At 67.4% G+C, this 26,736-nt stretch carries 25 protein-coding genes; 13 read left to right on the forward strand and 12 right to left on the reverse strand.

The window, feature by feature from the left end; all coding sequences use genetic code 11:
* Positions 1–80: 80 nt before the first annotated feature.
* The 3 genes from ACFEMD_RS15200 (at position 81) to ACFEMD_RS15210 (ending at position 3,014) form a co-directional block, all read left to right on the forward strand.
* Positions 81–1,046 (forward strand): NADPH:quinone reductase, encoded by a 966-nt coding sequence (locus tag ACFEMD_RS15200; protein ID WP_394741942.1) that lies wholly within the window; start codon positions 81–83, stop codon positions 1,044–1,046.
* 62 nt (positions 1,047–1,108) lie between these two features.
* Complete coding sequence (locus ACFEMD_RS15205; RefSeq protein WP_394741944.1) at positions 1,109–1,960, forward strand: helix-turn-helix transcriptional regulator; 852 nt, start codon at positions 1,109–1,111, stop codon at positions 1,958–1,960.
* A gap of 169 nt (positions 1,961–2,129) precedes the next feature.
* On the forward strand, positions 2,130–3,014 hold the full coding sequence (locus ACFEMD_RS15210) for a methyltransferase domain-containing protein (protein ID WP_394741945.1): 885 nt from the start codon (positions 2,130–2,132) through the stop codon (positions 3,012–3,014).
* 6 nt (positions 3,015–3,020) lie between these two features.
* Here the strand turns inward: ACFEMD_RS15210 and ACFEMD_RS15215 are convergent, their stop codons facing one another.
* Positions 3,021–4,028 (reverse strand): TIGR04024 family LLM class F420-dependent oxidoreductase, encoded by a 1,008-nt coding sequence (locus tag ACFEMD_RS15215; RefSeq protein WP_394741947.1) that lies wholly within the window; start codon positions 4,026–4,028, stop codon positions 3,021–3,023.
* Between the two features lie 142 nt (positions 4,029–4,170).
* Here ACFEMD_RS15215 and ACFEMD_RS15220 point away from each other — a divergent pair, with 142 nt between their 5' ends.
* A complete protein-coding gene (locus ACFEMD_RS15220) occupies positions 4,171–5,514 on the forward strand; it encodes a sulfatase family protein (protein WP_394741948.1) in 1,344 nt (447 codons plus the stop codon).
* 135 nt (positions 5,515–5,649) lie between these two features.
* Here the strand turns inward: ACFEMD_RS15220 and ACFEMD_RS15225 are convergent, their stop codons facing one another.
* A complete protein-coding gene (locus ACFEMD_RS15225; RefSeq protein ID WP_394741949.1) occupies positions 5,650–5,931 on the reverse strand; it encodes a hypothetical protein in 282 nt (93 codons plus the stop codon).
* A 113-nt stretch (positions 5,932–6,044) separates the two neighbouring features.
* Between ACFEMD_RS15225 and ACFEMD_RS15230 the strand changes: the two genes are divergently transcribed.
* On the forward strand, positions 6,045–7,484 hold the full coding sequence (locus ACFEMD_RS15230) for an FAD-binding oxidoreductase (protein WP_394741950.1): 1,440 nt from the start codon (positions 6,045–6,047) through the stop codon (positions 7,482–7,484).
* 12 nt (positions 7,485–7,496) lie between these two features.
* Here the strand turns inward: ACFEMD_RS15230 and ACFEMD_RS15235 are convergent, their stop codons facing one another.
* Positions 7,497–8,678 (reverse strand): sensor histidine kinase, encoded by a 1,182-nt coding sequence (locus tag ACFEMD_RS15235; RefSeq protein WP_394742257.1) that lies wholly within the window; start codon positions 8,676–8,678, stop codon positions 7,497–7,499.
* Between the two features lie 510 nt (positions 8,679–9,188).
* Between ACFEMD_RS15235 and ACFEMD_RS15240 the strand changes: the two genes are divergently transcribed.
* A complete protein-coding gene (locus ACFEMD_RS15240; RefSeq protein ID WP_394741951.1) occupies positions 9,189–9,659 on the forward strand; it encodes a hypothetical protein in 471 nt (156 codons plus the stop codon).
* An 18-nt stretch (positions 9,660–9,677) separates the two neighbouring features.
* Here the strand turns inward: ACFEMD_RS15240 and ACFEMD_RS15245 are convergent, their stop codons facing one another.
* A complete protein-coding gene (locus ACFEMD_RS15245; protein ID WP_394741952.1) occupies positions 9,678–11,369 on the reverse strand; it encodes a thiamine pyrophosphate-binding protein in 1,692 nt (563 codons plus the stop codon).
* 111 nt (positions 11,370–11,480) lie between these two features.
* On the opposite strand from ACFEMD_RS15245, the gene ACFEMD_RS15250 reads away from it, so the two are divergent.
* From ACFEMD_RS15250 to ACFEMD_RS15260, 3 genes are all read left to right on the forward strand, one after another.
* Entirely contained in the window at positions 11,481–12,395 is a 915-nt protein-coding gene (locus tag ACFEMD_RS15250; protein WP_394741953.1) for a beta-propeller fold lactonase family protein, read from the forward strand.
* Between the two features lie 74 nt (positions 12,396–12,469).
* Positions 12,470–13,330, forward strand: a complete 861-nt coding sequence (locus ACFEMD_RS15255) for a UbiA family prenyltransferase (protein WP_394741955.1) — start codon at positions 12,470–12,472, stop codon at positions 13,328–13,330.
* 107 nt (positions 13,331–13,437) lie between these two features.
* Positions 13,438–14,082 (forward strand): LysE family translocator, encoded by a 645-nt coding sequence (locus ACFEMD_RS15260; RefSeq protein WP_394741957.1) that lies wholly within the window; start codon positions 13,438–13,440, stop codon positions 14,080–14,082.
* A gap of 36 nt (positions 14,083–14,118) precedes the next feature.
* Here ACFEMD_RS15260 and ACFEMD_RS15265 read toward each other — a convergent pair whose 3' ends face one another.
* The 3 genes from ACFEMD_RS15265 to ACFEMD_RS15275 form a co-directional block, all read right to left on the reverse strand.
* The gene (locus tag ACFEMD_RS15265) at positions 14,119–14,916 is read right to left on the reverse strand and encodes a DUF2182 domain-containing protein (RefSeq protein WP_394741959.1); all 798 of its coding nucleotides are present in this window, start codon (positions 14,914–14,916) and stop codon (positions 14,119–14,121) included.
* A gap of 23 nt (positions 14,917–14,939) precedes the next feature.
* A complete protein-coding gene (locus tag ACFEMD_RS15270; protein ID WP_394741961.1) occupies positions 14,940–15,563 on the reverse strand; it encodes a DUF1326 domain-containing protein in 624 nt (207 codons plus the stop codon).
* 162 nt (positions 15,564–15,725) lie between these two features.
* The gene (locus tag ACFEMD_RS15275; RefSeq protein WP_394741963.1) at positions 15,726–16,292 is read right to left on the reverse strand and encodes a sugar O-acetyltransferase; all 567 of its coding nucleotides are present in this window, start codon (positions 16,290–16,292) and stop codon (positions 15,726–15,728) included.
* A gap of 121 nt (positions 16,293–16,413) precedes the next feature.
* Here ACFEMD_RS15275 and ACFEMD_RS15280 point away from each other — a divergent pair, with 121 nt between their 5' ends.
* On the forward strand, positions 16,414–16,683 hold the full coding sequence (locus ACFEMD_RS15280) for a hypothetical protein (RefSeq protein ID WP_394741966.1): 270 nt from the start codon (positions 16,414–16,416) through the stop codon (positions 16,681–16,683).
* Positions 16,684–16,820: 137 nt separating this feature from the next.
* On the forward strand, positions 16,821–17,288 hold the full coding sequence (locus ACFEMD_RS15285; protein ID WP_394741968.1) for a GNAT family N-acetyltransferase: 468 nt from the start codon (positions 16,821–16,823) through the stop codon (positions 17,286–17,288).
* A 72-nt stretch (positions 17,289–17,360) separates the two neighbouring features.
* Here ACFEMD_RS15285 and ACFEMD_RS15290 read toward each other — a convergent pair whose 3' ends face one another.
* Positions 17,361–18,539 (reverse strand): redox-regulated ATPase YchF, encoded by a 1,179-nt coding sequence (locus ACFEMD_RS15290; RefSeq protein ID WP_394741970.1) that lies wholly within the window; start codon positions 18,537–18,539, stop codon positions 17,361–17,363.
* Between the two features lie 140 nt (positions 18,540–18,679).
* Between ACFEMD_RS15290 and ACFEMD_RS15295 the strand changes: the two genes are divergently transcribed.
* A complete protein-coding gene (locus ACFEMD_RS15295) occupies positions 18,680–19,090 on the forward strand; it encodes a DUF2267 domain-containing protein (protein WP_394741971.1) in 411 nt (136 codons plus the stop codon).
* A gap of 24 nt (positions 19,091–19,114) precedes the next feature.
* Here the strand turns inward: ACFEMD_RS15295 and ACFEMD_RS15300 are convergent, their stop codons facing one another.
* Positions 19,115–19,846, reverse strand: coding sequence for a GNAT family N-acetyltransferase (locus ACFEMD_RS15300; protein ID WP_394741972.1), 732 nt, complete (start codon positions 19,844–19,846; stop codon positions 19,115–19,117).
* Between the two features lie 153 nt (positions 19,847–19,999).
* On the opposite strand from ACFEMD_RS15300, the gene ACFEMD_RS15305 reads away from it, so the two are divergent.
* Positions 20,000–20,464 (forward strand): hypothetical protein, encoded by a 465-nt coding sequence (locus tag ACFEMD_RS15305; RefSeq protein ID WP_394741973.1) that lies wholly within the window; start codon positions 20,000–20,002, stop codon positions 20,462–20,464.
* A gap of 398 nt (positions 20,465–20,862) precedes the next feature.
* Here the strand turns inward: ACFEMD_RS15305 and ACFEMD_RS15310 are convergent, their stop codons facing one another.
* The 3 genes from ACFEMD_RS15310 to ACFEMD_RS15320 form a co-directional block, all read right to left on the reverse strand.
* Positions 20,863–23,124: a catalase gene (locus tag ACFEMD_RS15310; protein WP_394741975.1), complete on the reverse strand. Its 2,262-nt coding sequence runs from the start codon at positions 23,122–23,124 to the stop codon at positions 20,863–20,865.
* Between the two features lie 258 nt (positions 23,125–23,382).
* On the reverse strand, positions 23,383–24,162 hold the full coding sequence (locus tag ACFEMD_RS15315; protein ID WP_394741977.1) for an enoyl-CoA hydratase/isomerase family protein: 780 nt from the start codon (positions 24,160–24,162) through the stop codon (positions 23,383–23,385).
* A gap of 45 nt (positions 24,163–24,207) precedes the next feature.
* Positions 24,208–26,655 carry an ATP-binding protein gene (locus tag ACFEMD_RS15320; protein WP_394741978.1) on the reverse strand — a complete coding sequence of 816 codons (2,448 nt, stop codon included), beginning with the start codon at positions 26,653–26,655 and terminating at the stop codon, positions 24,208–24,210.
* Positions 26,656–26,736 lie beyond the last annotated feature (81 nt).

Here is a 26,736-nt window from a genome sequence, read left to right on the forward strand (position 1 = left end):
CAACATGGTGATTCTCTCACCGGCAACCGCCGCGGCCGATCTCCACGTTTATAATGGCACGCTTCGTGTCCCCGTACGTCATGCGCGCTGTACGACTCTCGGAACACGGCGGACCGGACGTACTGCAGGTCGAGGAGATCGACCGACCCGAGCCAGCGGCCGACGAGCTCCTGCTCGAGATCGAGGCTGCCGGGGTCAACCCCGTCGACACCTACTTTCGCGAGGGGTCCTACGAGCCCCTCGGACCCCCGTTCACGCCGGGCGTGGACTTCGCGGGCGTCGTCGCCGAAACCGGCTCGAGCGCGGACGGCTTCGAGGCGGGCGACCGCGTCTACGGCACCGGGATCGGCAACGGCTCGTTCCAGGGCGGCTACGCGGAGTACGCGACGGTGCCGACCGACCGCGTCGTTCACCTGCCCGACGGCGTCGACGCCCGCGAGGCGGGGGCGGCGGGCGTCGTCGGCGTCACCGCCTGGCGCGCGCTGATCGACCACGCCGACCTCGAGCCGGCCGAGGCCTGTCTCGTCCACGGCGGCTCCGGCGGCGTCGGCCACGTCGCCGTCCAGATCGGCGACGCCGTCAGCGCACGGGTCGTGACGACCGCCTCCGAGCAACACCACGACACCCTCGAGGAGCTGGGCGCCGACACCGCCCTCGACTACTCGCGCGACGACCTCGCCGACGCCGTCCTCGAGGCGAGCGACGGCGGCGTCGACGCGATCCTCGACCACCGGCTCGACGACTACCTCCAGTTCGACGCCGAGGTCGCGGCGACGGGCTGTCGGGTCGTCGGCATCGGCGAGAACGACCCCGATCCGGGCTTTACCAGCGTCGGTGCAGCCCGTTCGGCGGACGTCAGCTACCAGTTCATGACGATGTTCAACACGCCGGATCTCCGGGTTCCGCTGCGGGGGGTCGCCGACCTCATGGAGCGCGGTCGCCTCTCCGTCGAGATCGACCGCACGTACGGCCTCGAGGAGGCCGCCCAGGCCCAGCGCGACGTGATGGAGGACAGTTTCTTCGGCAAGCTCGTCCTCGAGCCGTAACTCGATCGGCTTCGGTGCGGATCCGACCCTACTACTATTACTACTGCGTGCGTACGAGTGACATGGTTCCGAACCACAGCGAGCGCGGCGACCGCGGGACGGAAACGGGGGTGAGTGTGCACCCGGACTCGATCGACGACGTGGCGTATCTCACGCGATCGCACCATCGAACGACCGCGCTCGTCGCGCTGGCGGAGCGGCCGCGAACGCGGGCCGATCTCCGCGAGCTGACCGGGGTCTCGCGGTCGACGATCGGCCGTACCCTGCGGGCGCTTGAGGATCGCGGCTGGATCGCCCGAACCGATCACTGCTACGAGACGACGCCGCTCGGCGCGTTCGTTGCGGCGGGGATGCGGGAGCTGCTCGATCGCGTCGAAACCGAGCGGAAACTCCGGGGGATCTGGGTCTGGTTTCCGGACGAGGTCCGGCGGCTTCCCCTCGAGTCGTTCTCGGAGGCAGTCGTCACGATCCCCACCGTCGACGACCCGTACCGCCCGGTCAACCGATTCATCTCCCTGCTCCGAGAGACCGACCGGTTCCGGTTCGTCGGCTTCGAGCTGGCGCTGCTCGAGCCCTGCCGGGACGAGCTCTGTGGACAGGTCGTCGACGGGATGGCGGCGGAGGTCATCGACCCGCCGTCGGTCGTCAGCTACATCCAAAGGACCTACCCCGAGCAGTCGGCGCGAACCCTGGCGAGTGGCAACCTCACCGTGTTGATCCACGAGGAGCTGCCCGAGTACGGACTCAGCCTCTTCGACGAGCGGGTCGGGATCTGCGGCTACCACCCCGACAGCGGGACCGTCCGGGCGTTCGTCGACACCGACGATCCGACGATCCGCGAGTGGGCCGTCTCGACCTACGAGGGGTACCGTCGGGAGGCGCGTCCGCTCGCGGTCGAAACGCCCGCCGAGTAGCGACGACCGCGCGTTCGCGGTCCGCACGAACCGGGGCCGATGAATCGGGTACGGACCGGATCAGCCCCGTTCGCAACGGTCGACAACCGGTCACCGGCTGCAACGGTGCCGGCCGACGATCGACCGCCACCAGTTACGTACATGACACGTGCGAGCGTATCCGAACGGGATGAGCGATCGATCGTCAGTCACAACCGCCGTCGATCGCGTGTCCGTTCTCGAGTGGCAACGCGCTCGAGTCCGGGCCGATCGGCGACGGTCGCGAACCGATCGTTCGACCGTCGCGACCGACGAGCGGGAGCTGCGACGCGAGATCGCGGCCGTCTACCAAATCGTCGCGAACACATCGAACGAGGGTGGCGACCTGCAGTTCCCGACGGGCCGAGAGCTGGCGTCCCGGCTCGGCTACCTGCCGGCGGAGATCGGTCGGCTCCCGGCCGCAGCCCTCGACTCCTTTACCGGCGTCGGTTACCACCTCGATCTGGCCGACCTCGACGCCGGTGACGTCGTCCTCGAGTTCGGCTGTGGCTCCGGAACGGACGCGCTCGTCGCCGCCGCGCGGGTCGGCGACAGCGGCCGCGTGATCGGCGTCGATCCCGTCCCCGAGCAGCTGGCGAACGCGCGTCGGTGTCGCGAGGACGTCGGCGCCGCGAACGTCTCCCTCTGGCGGGCGACGGCCGAGGCGCTCCCGCTCGAGGACGGGGCGGTCGACGTCGTCCTGTCGAACGGTGCGCTCTCGCTCTCGCCGAGGCCGGAGCGAGCCCTCGCGGAGGCTGGCCGCGTCCTCCGTCCGGGGGGTCGGCTGGCGGTCTCCGAGCTCGTCGCCGAGCGTCGGCTCCCCGAACGGATCAGGACCGATCCCGGGCTGTGGGCCGCGGGCATCGGCGGCGCGATCCGGAGCGACGACTACGCCGGCCTGCTCGAGGCCGCCGGGTTCGACGACGTGACGATCAGGGAGAACCCCTGGTACGAGTTCGTCTCGGACCGGGCTCGAGGCGTCTGCCAGCAGTACGGCGTCGGGAGCGTCTCCGTTCGCGCCCGCCGCCGACGGTGAGGCCCCTCAGACCAGTTCCGAGACAGCTTCCATCGTCGTCTCCTTGTCCGCCTCGTTCATCCCGTCGACAAACCCGATCCGGACGGCGTCGACGCCGTCGATCTCGGCGTAGTCGGCGACCCACTCGCGGACCTCCTCGGGGGTGCCGGCGGGCGCCAGCTCGTCGAGCACCTCGTCGGGGAGCCGCGCGGCCATCGCCTCCGTATCCCGATCCTGCCAGGCCTCGCGGATGTCCGCGACGACGTCGGGGTAGCCCTGCTCGGCCACGGAGTCGCCGTAGTAGGGACCGTACGCGCCGAGCATGAACGCGATCGTCTTGCGGGCGCGTTCGCGAGCCCGCTCGCGGTCCTCGGCGGCGACCCCGCGGACGATCGGGCTCACGCGCAGCTCCGCGGGGTCCTTCCCGGCGAGTTCGGCGCCACGGTGGAGATCCTCGAGCCGATCCTCGAGGCCCGATTTCGTGAACAGCTGTGGCGCCCAGCCGTCGCCGAACCGGCCGGCCATCTCGGTCGCCGTCGGACCGAGGGTGGCGAGGTCGATCGGCGGCGGATTCTCGGGGACGTCTCGCTCGTAGTTGAGCCCGGCGATATCGAAGATCTCCCCCTCGTAAGCTGGGGTGCCCTCTTCGTACACCGCTCGGACGATCTCGATCGCCTCCCGCGTGCGCCGCAGCGGTCGCTCGAAGGACTTGCCGTGCCAGTGTTCGGTGATCGCGGGCGAACTCGGGCCGAGCCCGAGCCGATACCGTCCGTCCGAGGCGTCATGCAGTGCCAGCGCGGTCTGGGCGAGCATCGCCGGCGACCGTCCGAACGGCGAGATGACGTCGTTCGAGATTCCGAGTTCGTCGGTTCGGTCGGCGATCAGCGTCAGCGCCGGGACGATGTTCCAGCCGGTCGTCTCGCCCGTCGTGATCCGGTCGAATCCAAGCTCCTCGGCCCGGACGGCGCGGTCGGCGACGTCCTGGGGTCGGTCGTAGTCGCCGAGTCGCACCAGCAGGTCCAGCCGCGCGTTCACGCCGCTCGCCTCCGTTGTCGTCTCATACGTGTCACCGTCGACCGCGGTACGGATTGGCTTAACGGATCCCGCGAGGCGTTCGAATCCTTGGGGGGTGTAGCCCTCGAGTACTTATCCCCGACCTCGTGGTAGCGCGGCTCCTATGGGAGCCAGACCGGACGTCCTCCTGATCCACTGCCACGACCTCGGCCGGTACCTGGGCTGTTACGGCGTCGACGTCGAGACGCCCGCGATCGACCGGCTCGCGGCCGACGGCGCACTGTTCGAGAACCACTTCGTGACGGCGCCGCAGTGTACGCCGAGTCGCGGCAGTCTCATGACGGGGCGCTATCCGCACGTCAACGGGCTCATGGGACTGGCCCACACCCACTGGGAGCTCGAGGATGGCGAGCGGATTATCCCCCACTACCTCAGCGACGCGGGCTACGAGACCCACCTGTTCGGCCTCCAGCACATCTCCCAGGACACCGACACGCTCGGCTACGACCACATCCACTCGGAGGGGAACCTCTACCCCGGCGTCTCGCCGTCGGTCCACCAGGCCAACCGGGCGCGAAACGTCTCCGCGGTCGTCGCCTCCTTCCTCGAGCGGGGGGGATTCGAGGACCCCTTCTTCGCGTCGGTCGGCTTCTTCGAGTGCCACCGCGTCGAGGAGAAGACGGGACGATTCGGCTTCGACGCCGACCACTACGACGCCGACGACCCCGACGACGTGCGGCCGCTGCCGTACCTGCCCGACCGGCGGGGCATTCGCCAGGATCTCGCCGAGATGCGCGGGATGGTGACCGCCATCGACGACGGCGTCGGAACGATTCTGACGGCCCTCGAGGACGCGGGTCTTGCCGACGAGACGCTCGTGATCTTCACGACCGAACACGGCCTGGCCTTCCCCCGGGCGAAGGGGAGCTGTTACGATGCCGGCCTCGAGGCCGCGCTGGTGGTGTCCTATCCCGGCGTGATCGACGGTGGGGAACGGTACGAAGAGCTGCTCGGCAACGTCGACGTGTTGCCGACGATACTCGAGCTGATCGGTCTCGAGGTTCCCGACGACCTGAACGGGCGGAGCGTCCTCCCGCTCGTGACCGACGGCGAGTACGAGCCCCACGAGCACCTCTTCGCCGAGATGACCTGGCACGACGAGTACAACCCGGTGCGGGCGGTCCGGACGGAGCGGTACAAGTACGTCCGGAACTTCTGGCAGCTCCCGCAGGTGTATCTCGCCCGGGACGTCTTCGCCAGCGAGGCCGGCCGCGAGGTCCGCGAGGCCTACAGCGCGCCGTTTCGCCCCTACGAGGAGCTGTACGACCTCCGGGCCACCCCGCAGGAAGACGAGAACGTCGCGCTCGAGCCCCGGTACCAGGACGTTCGCACGGAGCTCTCGAGGCGGCTCTACGAGTGGATGGTCGAGACCGACGACCCGCTGCTCGAGGGGCCGATCGCGCCGGGCAACTACGACGACGAGATCGACTCGTGGCCCCACGAGTGACGGCGGGCTCGAGTCCGCCGTCCCCTCGACCAGCTGCGGCTCGAGCACATCGTCCCCTGCGTCACCTTCGCCTGCGCCACCCGCAAGCCGATCCCGCGTGCGCTCGAGCGAACGGCACAGCCGCAAGTCCGGGCGTCACTCGAGAATCCGATCGCACAGCACCCGAGCCGCCTCGAGGTGGGCGACCGCGTCCTCGTGGTCGGGGTCGTCGGCCGCCGAGAGCAACCGCTGGACCTGCCGGACGCGCTTTCTGGCCGTCTCCGGATCGATGTCGTCTGCGGTCGCGTCCCGGGCGACGGCCTCGGCCTCGCCGAGCCAGCGGTTCGTCCGCGGATCGATCGGCAGCTCGGCCGTCGCCTCGAGGTGGTCGCGAAGCGCCGCGAGCCGGCCCTCGAGGGAGTCCTCGGAATCGGTCACGTTCGGGCGGACGGGCTCGAGCGCCGTGACCGTTGTCCCGGGTGAACTCCGGAGCCCGGGACCGTCGCGGAGACGGGGACAACGTTGATACCGACGGTAAAGAATGTGGCCGTATGACACATGACTGCTCGTTCCTCGAGGATCTCCCCCTCGCGGACGACCAGCACTCCGTCGCCGACGGGCGGCGCGACAGCCACGCCGCCGACTGGGGCGCCGAGCAGCTGGGCGAAGGCGTCCGACCCGACGCCGTCGTCTGGCCCGAGCGCACCGACGACGTCTCGGCGGTGCTGGCGGCGGCGACCGATCGCGGCGTTCCCGTGACCCCCTACGCCGCAGGGACGGGCCTCGAAGGCAACGCCGTCCCCGCTCGCGGGGGGATCAGCCTCGATCTCACTCGGATGGACGACGTTCGCGACTACCGACCCGACGACTTTCAGATCGACGTCGGGCCGGGGGTCATCGGCTCCGCGGTCGACGAGTATGTCGCGAGCGACGGCCTCTTCTTCCCGCCACTGCCCTCCTCGGGCGACATCTCGACGATCGGCGGGATGATCGCGACCGACGCCAGCGGAATGCAGACCGTCCGCTACGGCGAGGTCGCCGACTGGGTGCTCGGGCTCGAGGCCGTGCTGGCCGACGGGACCGTGGTGCGGACGGGATCGCGGGCGGTCAAGACCTCGAGCGGCTACAACCTCACCGAGTTGCTCGTCGGCAGTGAGGGGACGCTCGCGGTCGTCACCGAGGCGACGCTCGAGCTCGCCGGCCGACCCGCGCAGATCCGCGGCGGTCGAGCGATCTTCGAGACGCTCGAGGACGCGACGGCGGCCGTCTCCGAGGCCGTCCGAACCGAGGTCGACGTCGCCCGGATCGAGCTCGTCGACGGACTGAGCGCGCGGATGGCCAACGCCTACCTCGGCACCGATCTGCCCGACGCGCCGATGGTCTTCCTCGAGTTCCACGCCAACCACGGTGTCGAGCAGGAGATCGAGCTCTGTCGGACGATATTCGAGGACCGAGACGTCGCCCGATTCGAGACGAGCGACGACGACGCGGAGATGGACGAACTCTGGCAGGCTCGCCGGGAGCTGGCCTACGCCGTGGCGACGTACGACGCCGACCTCGAGCCGCTCCATCCCGGCGACGTGACCGTGCCGATCAGCGCCTACCCCGAGATCGTCCGCGAAACGAGACGCCTCGCCGACGAGCACGACCTGCTGATCCCCTGTTTCGGCCACGCGGGCGACGGCAACCTCCACTACTCCGTGCTCGTCGACCGGGACGATCCCGAACACGTCGACCTCGGGGAGGCGGTCTACGCCGAGATCGTCGACCGCGCGCTCGAGTTCGGCGGCACCGCGACTGGAGAGCACGGCATCGGCCAGGGGAAACGGGAGTACCTCGAGGCCGAGCACGGCGCCGGCGCGGTCGAGGCGATGCGCCGGGTCAAGGATGCGCTCGATCCGACGGGGACGCTGAATCCGGGGAAGATCTTTCCGGAAACCGCGACGGAAGTGCGGGTTTGTGAGAACGACGATCTGGAGGGCAACGAGTGAACGCGAAGGCAGTTACAGTGGCTCGGCCACTGCTGCTGTAGTCTCCGTTTGCGTCGACGTTGCTGGCAAAGCAAACGAAAACGTCGTCTCCTCGCCGGGTTCCGATTCGACCCATATTTCGCCGTTGTGACGCTCGATGATCCGGCTACAGAGTGCGAGTCCGATTCCGGTTCCCGTCCCTTCCTCGTGACCGTGGAGTCGCTCGAACACCTCGAAGATGCGATCCTGATCCTCCGTGGGGATTCCGAGGCCGCTATCACGGACGGAGATGATCCACTCCTCGCCATCACGTTCGGCAAAGATGTCGACCCGTGGGGGCGCGTCTCCGCTGTATTCGATCGCGTTAGCGACGAGATTCTGGAAGACCTGCCGGAGTTGCCTCGCATCGCCTTCGACGCGAGGGAGTTCCCCGCTGTTGATGACGGCGTCAGTTTCGTCGATCTGTAGCTCGAGGTTTTGACACGCCTCGGCACAGATCTCGTCGAGATCAACCGGTTCGAACGTTTCTCCCTGTGTTTCCACGCGGGAATATTCGAGCAACCCGTCGATAATCTCTGTCATTCGCTCCGAGCCGTCGATCGCGTACTCGAGGAACTCTTCACTCTCTTCGTCGAACGCATCGCCGTGCCGACTTTCGAGGAGTTGCAGGTAGCTCGAAACCATCCGCAGGGGCTCCTGCAGGTCGTGAGAGGCGGCGTACGCGAACTGCTCGAGTCGTTCGTTCGATTCTTCGAGGCGCTCTTGCGTTCGCTGAAGCTTCCGGTTTTGGAGTGTGAGTTCTCGGGCGCGCGTTTTGGCCTGCGCATCGTACACTCCAACACCGAAGCCGGCGACGCTACCGAACCCGGTAAGAACGGGGAGCGAACGTTCCGGGTTGGTAAGACCAGTGTCCGGCTGGAGATGATACAACGTTAGAATACCGAGCATTATCCCGAGTCCGGTGACACATCTCCCTGCGACAGCGGGGTAACACGTCGAGTGGATATCCATCTGTGGCAACCGGTACCCACCCCAAAGAAGGACGATTCCCGATCCGCCGATAAACGAAGAGACGACCAGAATAGTTGCAACTGAGGTTCCCGGAACCACCTGTGAAACTGCCCACCAAACAGCGAGTGCGACGTAGAGCCCCCCGAGGGCAAGCAGGACACGTCTGCTCTCCGGTACGGAAAGCACCCGGCTCCAGCGGCTCATTTCATCTCTTGCAGTTTCCCGCTCTTTCTCAGTACTCTCCGGTGACTCCCCTACCATTACGGATGGATAAATTCGTTAGGATAATATGGGTTAATACTCTTCTGGTACCAATTCACATCGCGTTGACTCGCGGGCGTTCGACGCGCTCGCCCGAGACGGAAAATTGGAGCCCTCACAGTCTCCGCTTGAGACGGACTACGGTACGTCAGTTCCGGAGCAGCCGAAAACTGGTTCGCGGTTTCGCCGGTAAATCGTTACAGCAAACCGTATCAGTCGTGAACTAGCACGTCGAGCACGTCCGATCCCTCGCGAGAGAGCGCGTTCTCGAGCTGTGCGACGACACGGAGATGGACGACCGCTGGCGCGCTCGACGCGATGCACCGAGTCAGCGCGCATCCGGTTCGACGGGGGTGGGTGAAACCGAAAAAGATCGTCCCGGGGTCGGAAAGAGGGGAACGGATGAGCACTCCGTTCCCGAAGATACTTGTCGGTTAGCTATCCTGTTTCGGTATGGTCGCTCGTACCCCGAGTCGTCGCGCCCTGCTGGGATCGATCGGTGCAGCAACGACGGCACTCGCTGGATGTGTCGCCGACGATGACGGTCCGCAGGTCGGGCTCGGCGAAGTGCAACTCGTCAACTACCTCGAGGAGGACGTGACGGCGACGGTGACGATTCGCCGAGCCGACGAGCTGGAGTACGAGGCCGACCACGAGCTCGAGGGGTATCGAACGCGAGAGGTCGGGGCCGACGTGTCCGACGAGACGAGCATTCGCGAGTCCTGGATGGGCGACCGCGTCCACTACACGGTCGACGTCCGAACGGACGTCGGCTCGCTCGAAACGACGTACTCGACGAGCGACGTCGAGGAACTCGTCGACGACTGGGGCGAAAGCGACTGTTTCACCCTACTAATGCGGATCGATTCGGATCGTCTCAGCACCGCGCTCGGAACGAGCGAAACGTGTCCGCAGGACGACTGACGGCCCGACCGACGTCGGTCAGTCGTGGACCAGCACGTCCAGCACGTCGGGTCCATCGCGAGCGAGGGCGTCCTCGAGCGTCCCCTCGATCTCGTCGGGCGTCTCGACGAGGTGGCCGCGGGCGCCGTGGCTCTCGGCGTTCTTCGGGATGTCGACCGGTGGCTCGAAGTCCATCCCGGTAAACTCGTAGTCGTCCTCCTCGCCGCCCATGATCTTGAGCGTGTTGTCCTTCAGGATGCGGTAGTTGCGGTTGTCGGGGACGACGACGGTGAGGTCGAGATCGTAGCGGGCCGCGCTGTAGACGGCGTTGGGGTAGTACAGATAGGAGCCGTCGCCGATGAAGCCGACCACGTCGCGGGGCTCGGCGCGCTGGCTCTCGGCCAGCGCCGCGCCCACGGAGGCCGGCAGCCCGTAGCCGAGCCCGCCGCCCTTGTTCGAGATGTACTGCTCGGGAGCGAGATCCCAGCGCGTGAGCATGGCGTACTTCGAGGTGATCCCCTCGTCGACGACGTAGGCGTCGCCCGCGACCCGTTCCATCGCGTCGACTAGTTCGGCCTTCGAGGCCCGCGGATCGCCCGGCGCTTCGTCCTCGCCCATCTGCGAGACTTGCGCCTCGACCATCTCCTTGACCGCGGCGACGCGCTCGAGGCGCTCTTCGACTACCTCCTCCGGGAGTCGCTTGCGGACGCGCTCGGTGAGCCCCTCGAGGGCGAGTCCGGGATCGCCGATCACCGCGGCGTCGGCGGGCTGGTTCTTGCCGAGCTCCCAGGCGTCGGGGCCGACGTGGATGCACGTCGTCTCGGGGTCGACCAGCGCCTCCTCGTGGCGAGTCAGGGTAGTGTTCGTCGAGCAGCCGACGAACGCCAGGGTGTCGCTGTCCATCAGCATCGCAGCGAGCTCCTCGTCCGGCGGAATGTGGGAGACCCACTGGTCGTGGTCTGTCGGGAAGTCGACCTCGCAGGAGAGGATCTCACCGTGGACGCGGGCCCCCGCAGCTTCGGCGAGGTCGACCGCGGCCGCGACGGCATCGGCGCCCGAGCGGGCGACCTCGTCGCCGACGACCATCACCGGGTCGTCGGCCTCGGCGAGCAGGTCGGCCGCGCGCTCGAGCTGGCCCGGATCGCCGCCCCCGGCGTTCGGAATCGGTCCGAGCCGCTCCGGTTCGGCGTCGGTCTCCTCGAGCGTGACGTCCAGCGGGAGTGCGAGGAAGACGGGCCCGGTCGGCGGCGTCATCGCGACGCGGAACGCCCGCCGGAGCATCGTCGGCAGCGCCTCGACGTCTAAGACCTCGTCGGACCACTTGCAGAACTCCTTGCCCATCTCCGCGAGATCCCCCGACAGGATCGGCTCCTCGTGACGGAAGTCGGTGCTGTGGTTGCCCGCTGTCACGACCAGCGGCGCGCCGGTGATCTTCGCGGCGTAGAGGTTGCCGAGGCCGTGGGCCAGTCCGGGCGCGATGTGGAGGTTCGCCACCCCGACGGGCGTGATCGACTCGTCGTGGTGGGCGTGGTAGCGTCTGGTCTGGGCGTAGCCGCCGGCCATCCCGACCGCGACGTCCTCGTGGAGGCCCAGCACGTACTCGAGGTCGCTCTCGCCGATCGCGTCGACGATCGGCAGCTCCGTCGTGCCGGGGTTGCCAAAGACGTAGTCGACGCCGTAGGTCTCGAGGGCGTCGACGAAGAGGTCGGCCCCGGTGTATCCGTCCGTCATGCTCTCCCGTGGGTCCCGGCGGGTCATGAAACTGTGTCCCCCGGCCACCCGGTCCGCGATTCGTTTGCCGGTTCTCGGACCGTTAGGGATCGGGCGACGAGAGGGTCGCGTATGAGCGATCAGCTGCTGGTTCTGAACAAGGATTCGGACACGATGTCCGTCATCGACGCCGACACCGGCGAGACCGAGCGGGTCCTCGAGACCGAGTTCAACCCCCACGAGATCGCCGTCGGTCCCGACGGCGAGACGGCGTACGTCACCTGCTCGCTGGGCGACGCGTTACTCGCGTTCGATTCCGAGAGCTGGGAACGAACCGCCGAGATCGAACACGAGGGCTTCGACTTCCCCCACGGACTGGCGGTCCGCGAGTCCGCGGGCGAGCTGTGGCTGGCCTCGACCTACAGCAGCCGCGTTTACGTCCTCGACTGCGGGACGAACGAGATCGTCGATCACTTCCCGACCCACCAGGACAAATCGCACATGGTGGCGCTGACGCCCGACGAGGAGCGGGCGTTCGTCGCCAACATCGGCAGCGGGAACGTCACCGCGATCGACTGCGAGGAGCGTCGGATCCTCGCGGACCCGATCGTCGGCGAGGAGCCCGAGGGGATCGCGGTCCACCCCGAGGCCGGGCTGCTCGTCGCCAACCAGGAGGACGGGATGCTGTCGGTGCTCGACCCCGAGAGCTTCGAGCAGACCAACCGCGCGCTGCTCGGCGAGACGCCGATTCGCGTCGTCCCCTCGCCCGACGGGCGCCACGTTCTCGTGCCGAACCGCGAGTCGAACGACGTCTCCCTTCTCGACACCGAACACGTCCGCGACGGCGAGCAACGGCCGTGGGAGATCGCCCGCGTTCCGGTCGGGATCTGGCCCGGCGGCACCGTCTTCGCGCCCGACGGGGACCGGGCGTTCGTCGCCAACAACAAGACCAACGACGTCTCCGTGATCGACTGCGAGAGCTGGGCGGAGACCGAACGCTACGACGCGGAGCTCCATCCCGACGGGATCGCGTACCTCCCCGAGTAGTCGGTCGCCCTCGAGAGCCACGCAAACTCCCCGCTACCCGCGGTATTTTACGTCGGACCGTCGTCACCCGAACCATGTCCCTCGCGAGACACGGGGCCGGCGTCGGGGCGACGGCTCGAGCGTTCTGGTCGCAGGTCCATCCCGTATTTATGCTCCCGCCGCTTGCCGCCTCGCTGTTCGGGGCGGTGCTGGCCGAATCGTTCGCGCCGGGAGTCGCGACGCTGCACGTCGTCGCGATGTTCGCGGCGGTCTACACGGCCCACGTCAAGGACGGCTACGTCGACTTCTACGTCCGCGGCGAGGACGACGACCACCCGCTGACCGAACGCGGCTGCCGGCTCGGACTGGCCGTCTCGACGGCGACGTTCGCCCTCTGTACGGTTGCGCTGTTCGTGCTTGTCGACTGGGTCGCCGCCGCCCTCACGATCCCGGCGTGGGTGATCGCCTACTACCACGCGCCACAGCTTGACATGAATCCCGTGACGGCGACGACGGGCTACCCGCTCGGGATCGCGCTCTCGCTTCTCGGCGGGTTCTACGTCCAGGCAGGGACGTTCGCGCTGGTTCCGATCGGCTTCGCCGCGGTGTTTCTCGTGTTGCTCTCGGGGATCAAGGTCATCGACGACGCCACGGACTACGACTACGACCGCTCGATCCGCAAACGGACCGTCGCGGTCGCCGTCGGCCCGGACCGGGCCTACACCGTCGCCTACGGCCTCATGGTCACGGCCCTGCTCGTCGTCGTCGCCTTCGCCACCGCGCGGGTGTTTCCGCCCTCCGCGGTGCTGGCCGCCCTCGCGTTCGCCGCCGTCGCCGTCGTCGCCCACCGCGCGCCGCCGAAGCTGGCGACCATGCTTCTCATCCGGGGATCGTACGTCTTCCTCGCCGTGCTCGTCGCCGCGGTCTGGTTCGAACCGCTGGCCCGGTTCTGGTGACCCCCAGCGAGACGGATCCCCGTCCCTTTTATCGCCGACCACGAACTGATCCGACAGTGACCGCGAGACGACTTCCCGACTCGAGCGCACGCGGGGTGTGAGACGCGGTGCTCGAGGCGCTCCGAACCGTCCTGCTCGATCCGGCGCTGCTGGCAGTGTATCTCCTCGCGGCGGGAGCGATGATCCTCTCGCCCGGCCCCGACACCGTCTACGTGCTGACCAGAAGCGTCGGCGACGGCCGCGAGAGCGGCCTGGCCTCCGCCGCGGGGATCAGCGTCGGCGTCCTCATCCACACGCTCGCGGCGGCCGTGGGGCTCGCGGCGGTCTTTCGAGCCTCCGAGGTCGCCTTCGCCGCCGTCACCTACGTCGGTGCTGGGTACCTGGTCTACCTCGGCGTTCGGACGATCCGCGAGACGGAGCTCCTGGCGGAGGGTGACGAAGCCGCCGTCGAGGAAAACCCCTTCAGGGAGGCCGTCATCGTCAACGTCGCCAACCCGCAGGTCGCGCTGTTCTTCCTCGCCTTCCTCCCGCAGTTCGTCGACGGTGCGAGCCACGTCCCGACGCAGCTGTCCGTCCTCGGCGGGATCTACGCGCTGTTGACGATGGCCTACCTGGGAACGGTCGCGCTCGCCTCGAGCGGCGTCCGGACGCTGCTGACCACCCGACCGCGCCTCGCCACCGGCGTGCAGTGGCTCTCGGGGCTCGTGTTGATCGGGCTCGGGCTGCGGCTGTTCGTCGGGGGCGTCGGGTAGCCGGGCGGTCGGCTGCTCGTCCCTCGCGGCGACCGGCTACACGGTCGCGACCGCGAGCACTGCGACGCCGCCAACCGCCGCGACCGCGCCGACCGCCCTCGCCAGTTGTGGCCCCCAGGGGACGGTTCGCTCGAGCGAGAGCATGACCGCGATACCGGCCATCCAGAGGACGTTCATCGAGCCGGCGACGACCATGAGGGCGAACAGCGCCCAGCAACAGCCGACGCAGAAGCGGCTGAACTCCCAGCCCATTCTCGCGGCGCCGACGATTCCGGGGCGGTGGTACGTCAGCAGGAACCCGAACGGCGATCGGCAGCGGTCCAGACAGCGGTACTTGTAGGTCGAGAGCTGGTAGCCGCCGAGCAGGACGAGCACGCCCCCGAACAGGAGCGAGCCGTGGTCGGTGGCAAGCGGCGCGATCGGGACGACCGCGTTGACCGCCAGCGGGACCAGCCCGGTGAGCGTCCAGACGAGCGTGTAGGTCCCGACCAGGGCTCCCAGTCGGGCGAGTCGGGCGGTTCTCGAGACCTCCCGGAGCGTCCCGTCGTACAGGCGAAACAGCGGCACCGAGGAGGGGTACATCATGGCGATCATCATGGTCCCCCACACGACCAGGTAGAGCGCGATTCCGACGGGACCGCCCTCGAGCGCCATCGCCTCCGGAACGCCGGGATCCGACATCCGCATCTCCATCCCCATCTCCCCGCCCGGCATCGGTAGCCACTGCCGGAGGATCGCGACCCAGGCGAGGAGTGCGATACCGCAGACGACGATCGTGACCGTCGGTATCCGTCGGACCGCGGGTCGCTGCCGAACGGAGTCTCGAGTGGTCATGCTGGCACAGTAGTGGAAGGCGGTCAGCTGTTGGCCATCTCGAACGGCCCGAAGTAGGAGTTGTTGCCGCCGACGTCCCACGAGAAGTCGTCGTCGTAGTCGACGGTCGCGTCGGTCGTCTTCCCGGTGTTCGCACGCTCCTCGGGCGGGACGAACGGGTGGGGGAAGACCGACCCCTGCTGGTCGCCGAAGCCGGCGCTCTCGTCGGTCTCGATCGTGACAATGTCGCCGGCGCTGAACGAGCGGTGGCCGTCGGCCGTCGAGTACGAGAACGGGACCGCGACGCTGTCCTCGACCGTCTCGATCAGCGGGGCGGCGGCCTCGAACAGCCCGCCCGCCTGCCCGGAGAAGATCGCCTCGAGCGCCTCGGCCTGCTCGTCGTCGGCGGCCTCGTCGAGCACGAGGACGACGTGCCAGCCGCCCTCGAGGAGGACGCCGTCCTCCCAGACGAGCATTCCCGCGCCCAGTCCGTCGAGCGAGACGTCGCCGTACGTTCCCTCCTCGATGGTCCAGAAGCCGGCGAACGTGCACCTGTCGTCGTCGGGGAGCTCGTACCACAGACACTGACACGGAACCGAGCAGTTACACGCCTCGATGAACTCGCCGACGAGGCGCCACTCCGGCGAATCCTGGGTACTAGCTGTCATGGGGATAGATACGCGCGGACCCCTCAGAAAGCTATCCGGTGACGAACTGCCAGCGATTGACGATCGTGCAGCCGGTGAAAGAGTGACGACCGTTCTCGAGGCATTCGCGTCGAACTCGTCGCCGAGGCGGCCGGCCATCGGGAACCGACCGCGGCCGGGCGATCAGTCCGCCGACTCGAGCTCCCGAACGACCGTCGCGGGGTTGCCCTGGACGACGACTCCCTGCGGGACGTCCTCGGTGACGACGGCGCCGGAGCCGACGACGACGTCGTCGCCGATCGTTACACCTGGGTTGATTACGGCCCGCCCGCCGATCCAGACGTCGTCGCCGATCGTCACCGGCTTCCCGTACTCGAGGCCCTCGGCCCGTTCGTCGGCCTCGAGCGGGTGCGTCGCCGTATAGATGTGAACGCCCGGCCCGATCAGACAGTTCCGACCGATCTCGATCCGGCAGACGTCCAGGAAGACGCAGTCGAAGTTTGCGAAGAATCCCTCGCCGACGTGGATGTTCGAGCCGTAGTCGCAGCGAAACGACGGCTCGATGGTACACGCCTCGCCGCGGGAGCCGAGCACGTCCTCGAGCAGCTCCCGTCGTCGACCGTCCTCGTCGGGCGCCGTCCGATCGTACTCCCGCGTCAGTTCGCGGGCCCGCTTGCGCTCGGCCTCGAGTTCGGGAGCGGTCGGATCGTACAGCTCGCCCGCGAGCATCTTTGCCCTCTCGCTGGTCATCGTGTGGGGCACTCGAGCGAACGCCGAAAGCGCTTTTCGATGGTAACTGATGGGGTCGGCTCGAGTTCGACGACCCCTCCACCACCGAAGGTGCTAATACGTGTCAGTAAAAACGAACGCTATGGACCGAGCGACGCTGTACCACCTGTCGAACGGCGTCGTCGGCGGTGTCGTCGCAGCCATGGGTCTCTCGATGATCGTCACCGACGGCTCGAGCGTCGGAGCGGGACTGATGGCGGTCGGCGGTGGCGGACTGTTTCTCTTCGCCGCGTCGCAGCTCCTGTTTTCGGACGACCCTGCCGACTCGGTTCCGAACGGCGTCGGAATCGGGTTGACCGTGCTCGGAGCGGTACTCGTCTGTCTCGGGGCGCTATTGCAACTGGCAGGGTAGTCGGCCGAAGACGAGACCGTTGCTTTCGGATCGCCGTTCGACACGGGCCCACGGAGCGTTCGGAGCACAATAGAGGGGCCTGCCAGAGCGAGACACGCCGACCGAACGTTGACAACCGAGCCGCGGAGTGTTCCCGTATGAAACTCGTGGAAGCCACCGCGGACGACCTCGAGGCGCTCGCCGATCGCTGGTACGACCTCGCGGAAGCGATGGCGGAGCACTCGGAACTGAACGAACTCGACGTGGGCACGACCGCGGAGACCGCCGAAGACGGCTTTCGTTCCCACCTCGACCACGAAGACGTCACCGACTACCTCGTCATCCGTGACGGCGAGACGATCGGCTTCGTCACGCTTCGCGAGGGCCGACATCCGTCGCGGCAGTACTCGCAGTACCTCCGGATCGTGAACCTCGCTATCGACGACGACTGTCGGAATCGGGGCCACGGCGCGGCGGTCCTCGAGCGCGTGAAAGAACTCGCTCGAGAGCGCGGCTGTGACCATCTCAAAGTCTCCTGCGAGTGGCAAAACGAGGGTGCACGTCGCTTCTATCGCGATGCGGGCTTCCAGCCGAAGCAGGTCGACTACGCACAGCCACTGGAATGAGGACAAGGATGCCTGTCGCTCTGACCGCTCCAAGCACTGATGAAAACACAGTCTCTGCGTGACTGGCTGTTACTAATTCGTGCTCACGATCTTGATTACGTCGCCCTCCTCGAGCTCGTACCCCTCGCCGACCTCGCGACTCGATTTCGCGTCGACGGCGTGGAGGTAGCCGTCGCCGATGTCGGAGTGGACGGCGTAGGCGAGATCGACGGGCGTCGATCCCTGGGGAAGCAGATGGGCGTCGGGAAGCACGTTCCCGCTGCCGTCGGACCACTTCGCGGCGTCCTCGACGGGGTAGGCGGTGAGGTGCTCGAGCAGGTCGTAGACCGCGTAGTCGAGCGCTCCCTGGACGCCGGTGCCGTCGTACTCGGCCATCGTGTCGGCCAGTCCCTCGAGGGCCTCGCGCTGGGCGTCGCTGACGTCGGCGCCGACCTCGAGGGTGTCGTCGCCGGAGTCGTAGTCGACGAGGCCGTTCTCGGCGGCCCGGCGGAGGGCGAGTTCGCCTTCCGCTGTCGTGGGGATCACGGGTTTGTCGAGCTCGAGCAGCTTCTCGACGTTCTCCTCGGGAGCGACGTCGATCTTGTTCGCGGCGACGACGATCGGCTTGGTTCGCTGGCGGATCTCGCGGGCCAGCGCCTCGCGGTGGTCGTCGGTCCACTCGCGGGGGTCCTCGGGGTAGTCGATCTCCCGCAGGGTGCGGGCGACGTCGGTCGGCGAGGCGCCGAACCCGGTGAGCATCTCGGCGAGGGCGTCGTCGACGTCGAAGCCGGGCGAGCGCGACTGGCGTTCGATCGACTCCCAGTTGCGGTCGACGATGTCGGCCAGCCAGAGGTCCATCTCCTCCTCGACGAAGTCGATGTCCTCGAGGGGATCGTGCTCGCCGATGTCGACGGGTTCGCCCTTCTCGTTGGTGCCGCCGGAGGCGTCGATCACGTTGACGATCACGTCGGCGTTCGTGAGTTCGTCCAGAAACTGGTTGCCGAGCCCCTTCCCCTCGTGGGCGCCGGGAACGAGCCCGGCGACGTCGATCAGCTCGATCGGGACGTAGCGCTTGCCGTCCTCGCAGTTGTCGGCGTTACAGCGCTCGTCGCGCTCGAGACAGGGACACGCCGTGCGGACGTAGCTCACGCCCCGGTTGGCGTCGATCGTCGTAAAGGGATAGTTGGCGACGTCGACCTCCGCCATCGTCGCCGCGGTGTAGAACGTGGACTTGCCGGCGTTTGGCTTCCCGGCAAGCGCGATCGAGAGCATGCCTCCCCGTAGCACCGTCCGTTCAAACTGTCTTTCGATTCCGGTCCTCCGGCGGCTCTCGACGACGCCCTCGAGGGCGGTCCGGACCGCCTTCAACTGAAGGCTGCAGGCTCTTTGTGACGGCCAATCAATCCGCGGATATGCAGTACGACGACTTCATCGGCGAGGTCCAGCAGCGAGCACAGCTCGACTCCCGTGAAGCCGCACTGAGCATCTCTCGAGCGACGTTAACGACGCTCTCCGAGCGCGTCGACCCCGGCCAGGCCGAGAACGTAGGCGCACAGCTCCCCGACGAACTCGCCCGGTTCCTCGAGGAGGTCGACGACGTCGAGCGGTTCGACCACGGCGAGTTCGTCGACCGCGTCGGCGACCGGGAGGAGATCGACGGCGCGGACGATGCCGATGCCGCCTTCCACGCCCGCGTCGTCGTCGACGTTCTCGAGGAAGCCGTCACCGGCGACGCGCTCGAGGACGTGAGAACGCAGCTTCCGACCGACGAGGGGTACGGTAACCTCTTCGAGGTCGCCGAAAGCGACAGCAGTCCGGCCTGATCGGGGCCGATCGATTCGTCGTTCTCAGAGCTCGACGGCCATCATGACCTCGTCGACGTAGTGGCCGTTGAGCTTGTAGTGGTTCTCGCGGACCGCCTCGGTCTCCCAGTCGTGGGTCTCGAGAAACGCGATGGCGTCCTCGTTGGTCGAGGGGACGCTCTGATAGACCTTCTCGTAGCCGTTCGTTCCCGCCCACTCGAGGCCGCGAGCGAGCAAGTGTGAGCCGATGCCGTGACCGTGGTAGCCGTCGAGGACGCCGACGGTGAGTTCAGCGGTGTGGCTCAGTTTCTCGAGCTCCGGCGCGTGGAGGTGGACCCAGCCGACCACGTCGTCGTCGACGGTCGCGACGAAGAACATTCGCGACTCCAGTTCGTTGTGCCTGAGCAGGGCCTCCTCGTGGTCGACCTCGTCGGCGACGCTCTCGGCCTCGATGTACGTTCGCTCCTCGGCGACCTGCCGGATTGCGCCGACGATCCCCGCGAGGTCCTCCTGTCTGGCCGGTCGGATGTGGAACTCGAGGTCCTCGGAACGGTACTCCTCCTCGGCGCCGGCGTCGATCGTCACCCGGAGAGTACCGTCTTTCTCCTCGAGGCGGCCGTCGCGCTTTAAGATCGCGACGTGGTGGCGGAAGCCGCCCGGCTCGATACCGAGTTCCTCCTGGGCCTCGAGCGGATCGACGGCCCCGTGGCGTTCGACGAACTCGTAGATCCGTTTTCGGTCGTCGTGCCCGAACTCGAGGGGTTCGCTGAGTACCATGGTATGGTTCACCACCCCAAAACACTTAACAGTTGGCAGACCTGCTACGCAGTACGTCGACAGATGGATTCGAAGAACGACTCTGGACAAGAAACGAGCGAAGCAACCGCCGATTCGACCGCTCGAGGGATGGGCCGTCCGCGATAGGTGACGATGGTTGGGGTGGAACTTCTCGTCGCCTGTAGCGTACTTGCACTGACGGTCGCGGTCGGACTGGTCGCCCACGAGTGGTCCCACGCGTTCGTCCTCCGGTTCGGTGCGGTCGACTACACGATCTCGTACCTCCCGAACCGCGAGCGCGGTCTCGTCGGCCTCCTTCGAAGCCGTCCCTGGGCGGTCGTCCAGCCGCGACCGACCGGAACCGAGTCGCACTGGGTTCTCCGAGCGGCGGCGCTCGCGCCGCTTGCCCTCGCCCTGCCGGCGCTCGGCCTCTCCGCGACGGGGTACGCGACCGAGGGGCCGCCCGTCGTCACGGCGGCGACGGTCGGCTGGCTCGCCTGTACGATCCCCAGTCCGCAGGACTTCTCCGTCGCCTTTCACGCCCACCGGGCGCTTCGGGACTCCCTCGAGGAGTACGATCCGCGGAGCTCTCGGACGGATCGATCGCTGGAGGAGTAGTCAGCAAGCGATGACGGGCCCGGCCGGGGCAGAGCCGCGGCCCGATCGCGCGACAACGCGATCACACAGCCACGAGTGATCGCCGACGGCGAGTCGAGCATGAGTCATCCACCGGCACTCACGGCCGAGTGCGCTGTCGGTCGGCGTCGACGCCGACGTTCGTTTTCCCACCTATCGATTATTAAACCTACGTGTTGGTGCGATATCCGTTCGAATCGGGGATACGAGTGGACACTCTTCTAATTATAGTCGCACGTATTGCGACGATGCCTACAAAAGACCGACGAGCGAGTTCGTAACTTGTCACTCGTGGTGACTGCCGCGAATCGGTCGCCGTTCGCTCCGACGATCCAGCGGGTGTCGGCCGGCTGATGTCGCGACGTTGGCCCCGCGACGTCTCAGGCCGGAACTTCCTCGGGATCGCGGTCCCAGTGGCGGTGCTGGGCGATCGCGTCGACGAACGTCTCGGCGAACGACTCGAGGTCGTCGCTGCGGCAGGTGACGACGCCGGCGTCCGAGACGAGTTCGCCCTCGTCGGCGATCTCGGTCTCCGGCAGGTCGACGTCCTCGAACAGCGCCGTTCCCTCGCCGACCGCGGCGATCGGCTTGTAGTGCTTGAACGCCTCCGCGACGAAGTGCTTCGGGTCGCCCTGTCCGCGCATCGCGTCGACGCTCTCCTCGCCGCCGGGGATCACGACCGCGTCGAACGAGACGGAGGCCGCCGCGACGTGGTGTTTGTCCGGCTCGACCGTCTCGCCGTCGGCGCCGGACTTCTCCCCGAGGACTTTCGAGATGACCTTGACTCGAGCGCCCTCCTCCTCGAGTGCCGACCGGAGTGTCTCGACGTGTTCGTCGTCGAACCCGTCGTCGAGTAACATCGCGATCTTGCGGGTCTCGATCGTGTCCGGGGTCCGGTTCTCCATGCTCAGGGAGGGGTCCTCCCGGTCGTGGGTCGGCATCTGGTCGCCGGGCTCCTCGGGTGGCTCGATGCCGATCCCCTCGGCGACGCGTGTGGCGAACTCGTGGTCGACGTTGTTGAAGAGGTCGTAGACCATCCGCTCGCGGATCTCCACGCGTTCGACCTTGCCGAGTTCGAAGTGGGCGGCGTCGACGATGTTCTGTTTTTCGGGCTCGGACATGGAGTTCCAGAACAGCCGGGCCTGCGTGAAGTGGTCCTCGAAGCTATCGCTGCGGTTGCGGATCTTCTGGCCGTCGACCTTCTCGGCGTAGTGTTCGTACCCGCCCTCCTCGGCGGGCGCCTCCTGTGGATCGTCGTCGCCGATCGAGTTCGGCTTGTAGGAGACCTTGCCCTCGTTGATCTCCTGGCGCATGAAGCCGGCGCGCTGGTTGTTGTGTCGCTCGGCGATCGGTCGGTTGATCGGGATCTCGTCCCAGTTGGCGCCGCCGAAGCGGTTGAGCTGGGTGTCCTGGTAGGAGAACAGCCGACCCTGCAGGAGCGGGTCGTTCGAGAAGTCGATCCCGGGGACGACGTTACCCGGGTGGAACGCGACCTGCTCGACCTCCGCAAAGAAGTTGTCGGGGGTCTCGTTGAGCACCATCTTCCCGATCGGTCGGACCGGAACCTCGGTCTCGGGGACGATCTTCGTCGGGTCGAGGACGTCGAAGTCGAACTCCTCGGCCTGCTCCTCGTCGAAGATCTGGACGCCCAGCTCCCACTCGGGGTCGTACCCCTCCTCGATGACGTCGTAGAGCCCCTTGCGGTTGAAATCGGAGCTCTTGCCCCAGAGCTTCGTCGTCTCGTCCCAGACGAGCTGGTGGGTGCCGAGCTTGGGCGTCCAGTGGAACTTGACGAACACCGACTCGCCGTCGTCGTTGACCAGCCGGAAGGTGTGGACGCCGAAACCCTGCATCATGCGGTAGGCTCGCGGCAGCGCCCGCCCGGAGAGCACCCACATGATCATATGCGTGATCTCGGGTTTCAGCGAGGCGAAGTCCCAGAACGTGTCGTGGGCCGCCGACGCCTGGGGAATGCCGTTATCGGGCTCGGGTTTGATCGCGTGAACCAGGTCGGGGAACTCCATCGCGTCCTGGATGAAAAAGGGCGGCATGTTGTTCCCGACGAGGTCCCAGTTGCCCTCCTCGGTGTAGAACTTCGTCGCGAACCCGCGGACGTCTCGGACGGTGTCGGACGAGCCCCGCGAGCCGACGACCGTCGAGAACCGCGTAAACACGGGCGTCTTCTGATCGGGATCCTGGAAGAGGCCCGCCTTCGTCAGCTCGGAAATATCGTCGTATTCGCCGAGGTCGGGGTCCTCGTAGGGCTGGAAGTAGCCGTGGGCACCCGTTCCGCGGGCGTGGACGACCCGTTCCGGGATCGACTCGTGGTCGAACTGGGTCATCTTCTCCCGGAAGTGGAAGTCCTCCATGATCGTCGGGCCCCGCTCGCCCGCCTTCAGGGAGTTGTCGGTGTCGCTGATCTTGACGCCGTGGTCGCTCGTCAGGTGCTCGCCCTCGGGGTTCTCTCGGACCTCCTCGAGCTGGTCGTGTTTGCTGTTCTCGTCTACCTCGCCGCCGGCGTCGTCGCTCGTCCCCGTGGATCCCGAGCCGTCGGCTCGAGTCGGGTTCGCAGTCGCATCGTCCGGCGTCTTGTCGGCTCGATCCTCCGCTCGGTCGGTGTCAGATGGATTGTTGGCTGTCATCGGTGGATGAAGTGCGCATACTCTCCGAGGAGGCGGGGACCGCGGGCGGCGTTTCCCGCCTCTCGAGGTGATAGCGTACACGGCCGCGTTCGACGATGCGGTCCCTAACGCTCATCCCGTCATGTGCTTGCAACCCAACCCGCATCCGAAAAGGAAGGCTCTCGAGGCTGCGAGAAGCGACGCTGTGTCGCTCGGGTCCGGAGAACGGCAGAATCGTCCCACGAGGCGTCCGGCTCGGCGCCTCCGGGCGACGTCGCGTTACTCGAACTCCGGCTCCCGGTCCTCGAGGAACGCCGCCATCCCCTCGCGCTGGTCGGGCGTGCCGAAGAGGCTCGCGAACGCGCGTTGCTCGTAGGCCAGCCCGCTCGAGCGCGACCCCTCGCCGAACTGGTTGACCGACTGCTTGGCGGCCAGCATGGCGTCAGCGGGTTTCGCCGCGAGGCGCTCGGCCAGTTCGGCCACGGTCGACTCGAGTTCGTCGTCGGTGACGACCTCGCCGACGAGACCGAGTTCGGCCGCGCTCTCGGCGTCGAGTCGCTCGCCGAGGAAGATCAGGCGCCGCGCCGCCTCGTCGCCGACCAGCCGGGGCAGACGCTGGGTACCGCCCCAGCCCGGAATGATTCCGAGGTCGATCTCGGTGTTGCCGATCAGCGCCGACTCGCTCGCGACCCGCAGGTCACAGGCCAGCGCCATCTCGCAGCCCCCGCCGAAGGCGTAGCCGTTGATCGCCGCGATCGTCGGCGCCGGGAACGTCTCGAGGGCGTCGGCGACCGAGTGGCCGAGCTCGCCCCAGGCCTGGGCCTCCGGGCTCGAGAGGTCCTGCATGTAGCTGATGTCGGCACCGGCGATGAACGCGTCGTCGCCGGCCCCCGTCAGGACGAGGGCCCGCGCGCCCTCGTCTTCGGCCTCGTCGATAGCGTCGCCGATCCCCTCGAGGGTTTCGACGTTCAGGGCGTTGAGCGCCTCGGGACGATCGACGGTCAGCGTCGCGACGGTCTCGTCCTCGTTCCAGCTGAGTCGAACGGTATCTCGGCTCATAGCCTCGGGTTCGACGAACCGTAATAAAAACCCGGCGACAGACGGCTACGATTCGACCCTCGCGTTCCCGGCGGGTGGCAGCGTCACGGTAAACGTCGACCCCTCGCCCGGCTCGGAGTCGACCCGGATCTCGCCGTCGTGGCGTTCGACGATCCGCTGACAGAGCGCGAGCCCGATCCCGGCTCCCGGCTCGTCGTGGCCGTGCAGGCGCTGGAACACGTCGAAGATCCGCTCGCTCTCCTCGGGATCGATCCCGACGCCCTCGTCGCGAACGGCGACCCGCCAGTAGCCGTCGGCCCGCGAGCGCTCGGCCGAGACGTCGATTCTGGGCGGGTCGTCGCCGCTGTACTTGATCGCGTTGCTCAGGAGGTTCTGGAAGAGCTGGCGCAGCTGCCCGGAATCACCCCGAACGCGGGGCAGCGGCGAGGCGGTGATCTCGGCGTCTGACTCCGCGATCTGGACGCGGATGTCGGATCGGACCGCCTCGAGAACGCACTCGAGGTCGACGGTCTCGAACGAGTCCCCGCGGGTGTCGACCCGGGAGTACTCGAGCAGCCCCTCGATCATCTCGCGCATGCGGTCGGCGCCGTCGACGGCGTACTCGAGGAACTCCTCGGCGTCCTCGTCGAGCTCGTCGCCGTAGCGGTCCTCGATCAGCCGCAGGTAGCTCGTGACCATCCGCAGGGGCTCCTGGAGGTCGTGACTGGCGGCGTAGGCGAACTGCTCTAAGCGCTCGTTCGAGGCCTCCAGCTCGCCGACGAGCTCCTCGAGTTCGGTCTGGTGGTGGCGGCGCTCGAGTTCGTAGCTGAGCCACTGGGCCGCGAGTTCGACGAACCCTCGCTCGGCGGGCGTCAGCGGCTCCGATCGGGCGTCGTCGGCGGCGAAACAGACCGTCCGGGTGCCGTCGCCCGCCGGGATCTCACAGCCGACGTAGGTGTCGAACCCCCACCGCCGGTACGCCCGGTCGTCGGCCCACCCCTCGGCGGGCGCGTCGGTGAGGACGAACGGCTCCATCGTCTCGATCGTCTGCCGGCAGTAGGTCTCCGACAGCGGCGCCGTCTTCCCCGGTCGAACCCGGTCGTCCGCCGTGGCGTGGACGACCTCGAACTGACCCGCCTCGGTGTCGACGCTGGCGACGAACCCGACCTCGAGGCCGAGCCGTTCGCGACCGAGCTCGAGCAGCTCGGTGACCTTCTCCTCGAACGATCGCTCCGGATCGGCGGTGATCTCGTACAGCTGCCGGAGCGCCCAGTTGCTCTCCCGAAGCTCGCGCTCGGCGGTCTTGCGGTCGGTGATATCTCGGAGGTAGATCGAGAGTCCCGTCTCGGAGGGGTAGACGCTGACCTCGAGCCACGACTCGAGAACCGGCACGTACGCCTCGAATGACGTCGGCTCCTGGCCCTCCATCGCGGTTCGAAACTCCGCCTCGAACGTCTCGTCGACGTCCGGAAACACCGTCCAGAACGAGCGGCCAAGCAGCTCCCGATCCTCGATTCCGATCAGCTCCGCGGCGCGGTCGTTGACGTGGGTGAACGTCCAGTCGACGTCGAGCCCGATCACCGCGTCGGTGATCCGGCTGTAGATCTCCTCGAACTCGGACTCGAGTCGTCGGCGCTCGACGACGTCCCGGACGATCGACACCATCCCGCCGTCGGCCGTCGAGGAGAGGCTGTGTTCCTTGAGAAACCGGGTTCCGTCGCTTTGCAGCCCGACCGTCTGCCCGGCCCAGACGCCGGTCGTCGAGAGCTGCGGGAACACCTTCCGGTAGATCCGCCTGATCATCCCCGGCGGGTGGACCTCCTCCCAGTGCATCCCCCGCATCGTCGCGGGCTCGTAGCCGTACAGCTCGGCGTAAGCCTCGTTGACGTACGCGAACTCGCCGCCGGACTCGAGGACGCCGATCCCCTCCCGTGCGGTCTCGATCGCGCGGAGGACTCGTCCGCCCCCGGTCCTCGAGTCGGCGTTCGGCCGCCGTCGCCTCGAGTCCGCCTCGAGCGCGGTCTCGAGCACGTCGGCGATACGCTCGAGGAAGGCGACGTCGCCGTCGCCGAACGCCTCGGGGTCGGCCGCGTGGGCTTCGAGAACGCCCCAGGCCTCGCCGTCGGCGTCGATTCGGATCCCGACGCTGCTTCCCGGCTCGCGTTTCGTGGGAGGGTTGACGTCGCTCGTTCGGTGGTCGTCGACGGTAACGGCTCCTCGCTCGAGGACCGTCCCGACCCAGCTCTCGGCCGTCGCGGGAACCGTGCCGGCCTCGTCTCCGCCCGGGTGGCGGCCGACGTGGCTGCGGATCGTCGCGCGGCTCCCCCCCGGAAGCCGCTCGAGGACAGCCAGCGATCGGGCGTCGATCACGGTGGCGACGGCGCCCGTCGTCTCCTGCAGAATCGTCTCGAGGTCGTCGTCCGCGAGGGCCCGCTGTGCGAGGTCGGCGACCGCCTCGTACCGACTCGAGTCGGCGGCCGTGGTTTCGGTCCCCCGACGAGTTGATGGCGCCATCTCAGCAGTAATTCTATCGCGCCAAACATAAACTCTCTGCAATTTTCAGACCTCCATCACGTTTGAAGTATTAGGAAATAA

The sequence above is a fragment of the Natronococcus roseus genome (assembly GCF_043677095.1).
Taxonomy (GTDB): domain Archaea; phylum Halobacteriota; class Halobacteria; order Halobacteriales; family Natrialbaceae; genus Natronococcus; species Natronococcus roseus.

What these genes read in the sequence shown, in the direction of transcription:
- ACFEMD_RS15200 (WP_394741942.1), top strand. Translation starts at nt 81, where the DNA reads ATGCGCGCTGTACGACTCTCGGAACACGGCGGACCGGACGTACTGCAG.
- ACFEMD_RS15205 (WP_394741944.1), top strand. Translation starts at nt 1,109, where the DNA reads ATGGTTCCGAACCACAGCGAGCGCGGCGACCGCGGGACGGAAACGGGG.
- ACFEMD_RS15210 (WP_394741945.1), top strand. Translation starts at nt 2,130, where the DNA reads ATGAGCGATCGATCGTCAGTCACAACCGCCGTCGATCGCGTGTCCGTT.
- ACFEMD_RS15220 (WP_394741948.1), top strand. Translation starts at nt 4,171, where the DNA reads ATGGGAGCCAGACCGGACGTCCTCCTGATCCACTGCCACGACCTCGGC.
- ACFEMD_RS15230 (WP_394741950.1), top strand. Translation starts at nt 6,045, where the DNA reads ATGACACATGACTGCTCGTTCCTCGAGGATCTCCCCCTCGCGGACGAC.
- ACFEMD_RS15235 (WP_394742257.1), bottom strand. Translation starts at nt 8,678, where the DNA reads ATGAGCCGCTGGAGCCGGGTGCTTTCCGTACCGGAGAGCAGACGTGTC.
- ACFEMD_RS15240 (WP_394741951.1), top strand. Translation starts at nt 9,189, where the DNA reads ATGGTCGCTCGTACCCCGAGTCGTCGCGCCCTGCTGGGATCGATCGGT.
- ACFEMD_RS15245 (WP_394741952.1), bottom strand. Translation starts at nt 11,369, where the DNA reads ATGACGGACGGATACACCGGGGCCGACCTCTTCGTCGACGCCCTCGAG.
- ACFEMD_RS15250 (WP_394741953.1), top strand. Translation starts at nt 11,481, where the DNA reads ATGAGCGATCAGCTGCTGGTTCTGAACAAGGATTCGGACACGATGTCC.
- ACFEMD_RS15255 (WP_394741955.1), top strand. Translation starts at nt 12,470, where the DNA reads ATGTCCCTCGCGAGACACGGGGCCGGCGTCGGGGCGACGGCTCGAGCG.
- ACFEMD_RS15265 (WP_394741959.1), bottom strand. Translation starts at nt 14,916, where the DNA reads ATGACCACTCGAGACTCCGTTCGGCAGCGACCCGCGGTCCGACGGATA.
- ACFEMD_RS15270 (WP_394741961.1), bottom strand. Translation starts at nt 15,563, where the DNA reads ATGACAGCTAGTACCCAGGATTCGCCGGAGTGGCGCCTCGTCGGCGAG.
- ACFEMD_RS15275 (WP_394741963.1), bottom strand. Translation starts at nt 16,292, where the DNA reads ATGACCAGCGAGAGGGCAAAGATGCTCGCGGGCGAGCTGTACGATCCG.
- ACFEMD_RS15280 (WP_394741966.1), top strand. Translation starts at nt 16,414, where the DNA reads ATGGACCGAGCGACGCTGTACCACCTGTCGAACGGCGTCGTCGGCGGT.
- ACFEMD_RS15285 (WP_394741968.1), top strand. Translation starts at nt 16,821, where the DNA reads ATGAAACTCGTGGAAGCCACCGCGGACGACCTCGAGGCGCTCGCCGAT.
- ACFEMD_RS15290 (WP_394741970.1), bottom strand. Translation starts at nt 18,539, where the DNA reads ATGCTCTCGATCGCGCTTGCCGGGAAGCCAAACGCCGGCAAGTCCACG.
- ACFEMD_RS15295 (WP_394741971.1), top strand. Translation starts at nt 18,680, where the DNA reads ATGCAGTACGACGACTTCATCGGCGAGGTCCAGCAGCGAGCACAGCTC.
- ACFEMD_RS15300 (WP_394741972.1), bottom strand. Translation starts at nt 19,846, where the DNA reads ATGGTACTCAGCGAACCCCTCGAGTTCGGGCACGACGACCGAAAACGG.
- ACFEMD_RS15305 (WP_394741973.1), top strand. Translation starts at nt 20,000, where the DNA reads ATGGTTGGGGTGGAACTTCTCGTCGCCTGTAGCGTACTTGCACTGACG.
- ACFEMD_RS15310 (WP_394741975.1), bottom strand. Translation starts at nt 23,124, where the DNA reads ATGACAGCCAACAATCCATCTGACACCGACCGAGCGGAGGATCGAGCC.
- ACFEMD_RS15315 (WP_394741977.1), bottom strand. Translation starts at nt 24,162, where the DNA reads ATGAGCCGAGATACCGTTCGACTCAGCTGGAACGAGGACGAGACCGTC.
- ACFEMD_RS15320 (WP_394741978.1), bottom strand. Translation starts at nt 26,655, where the DNA reads ATGGCGCCATCAACTCGTCGGGGGACCGAAACCACGGCCGCCGACTCG.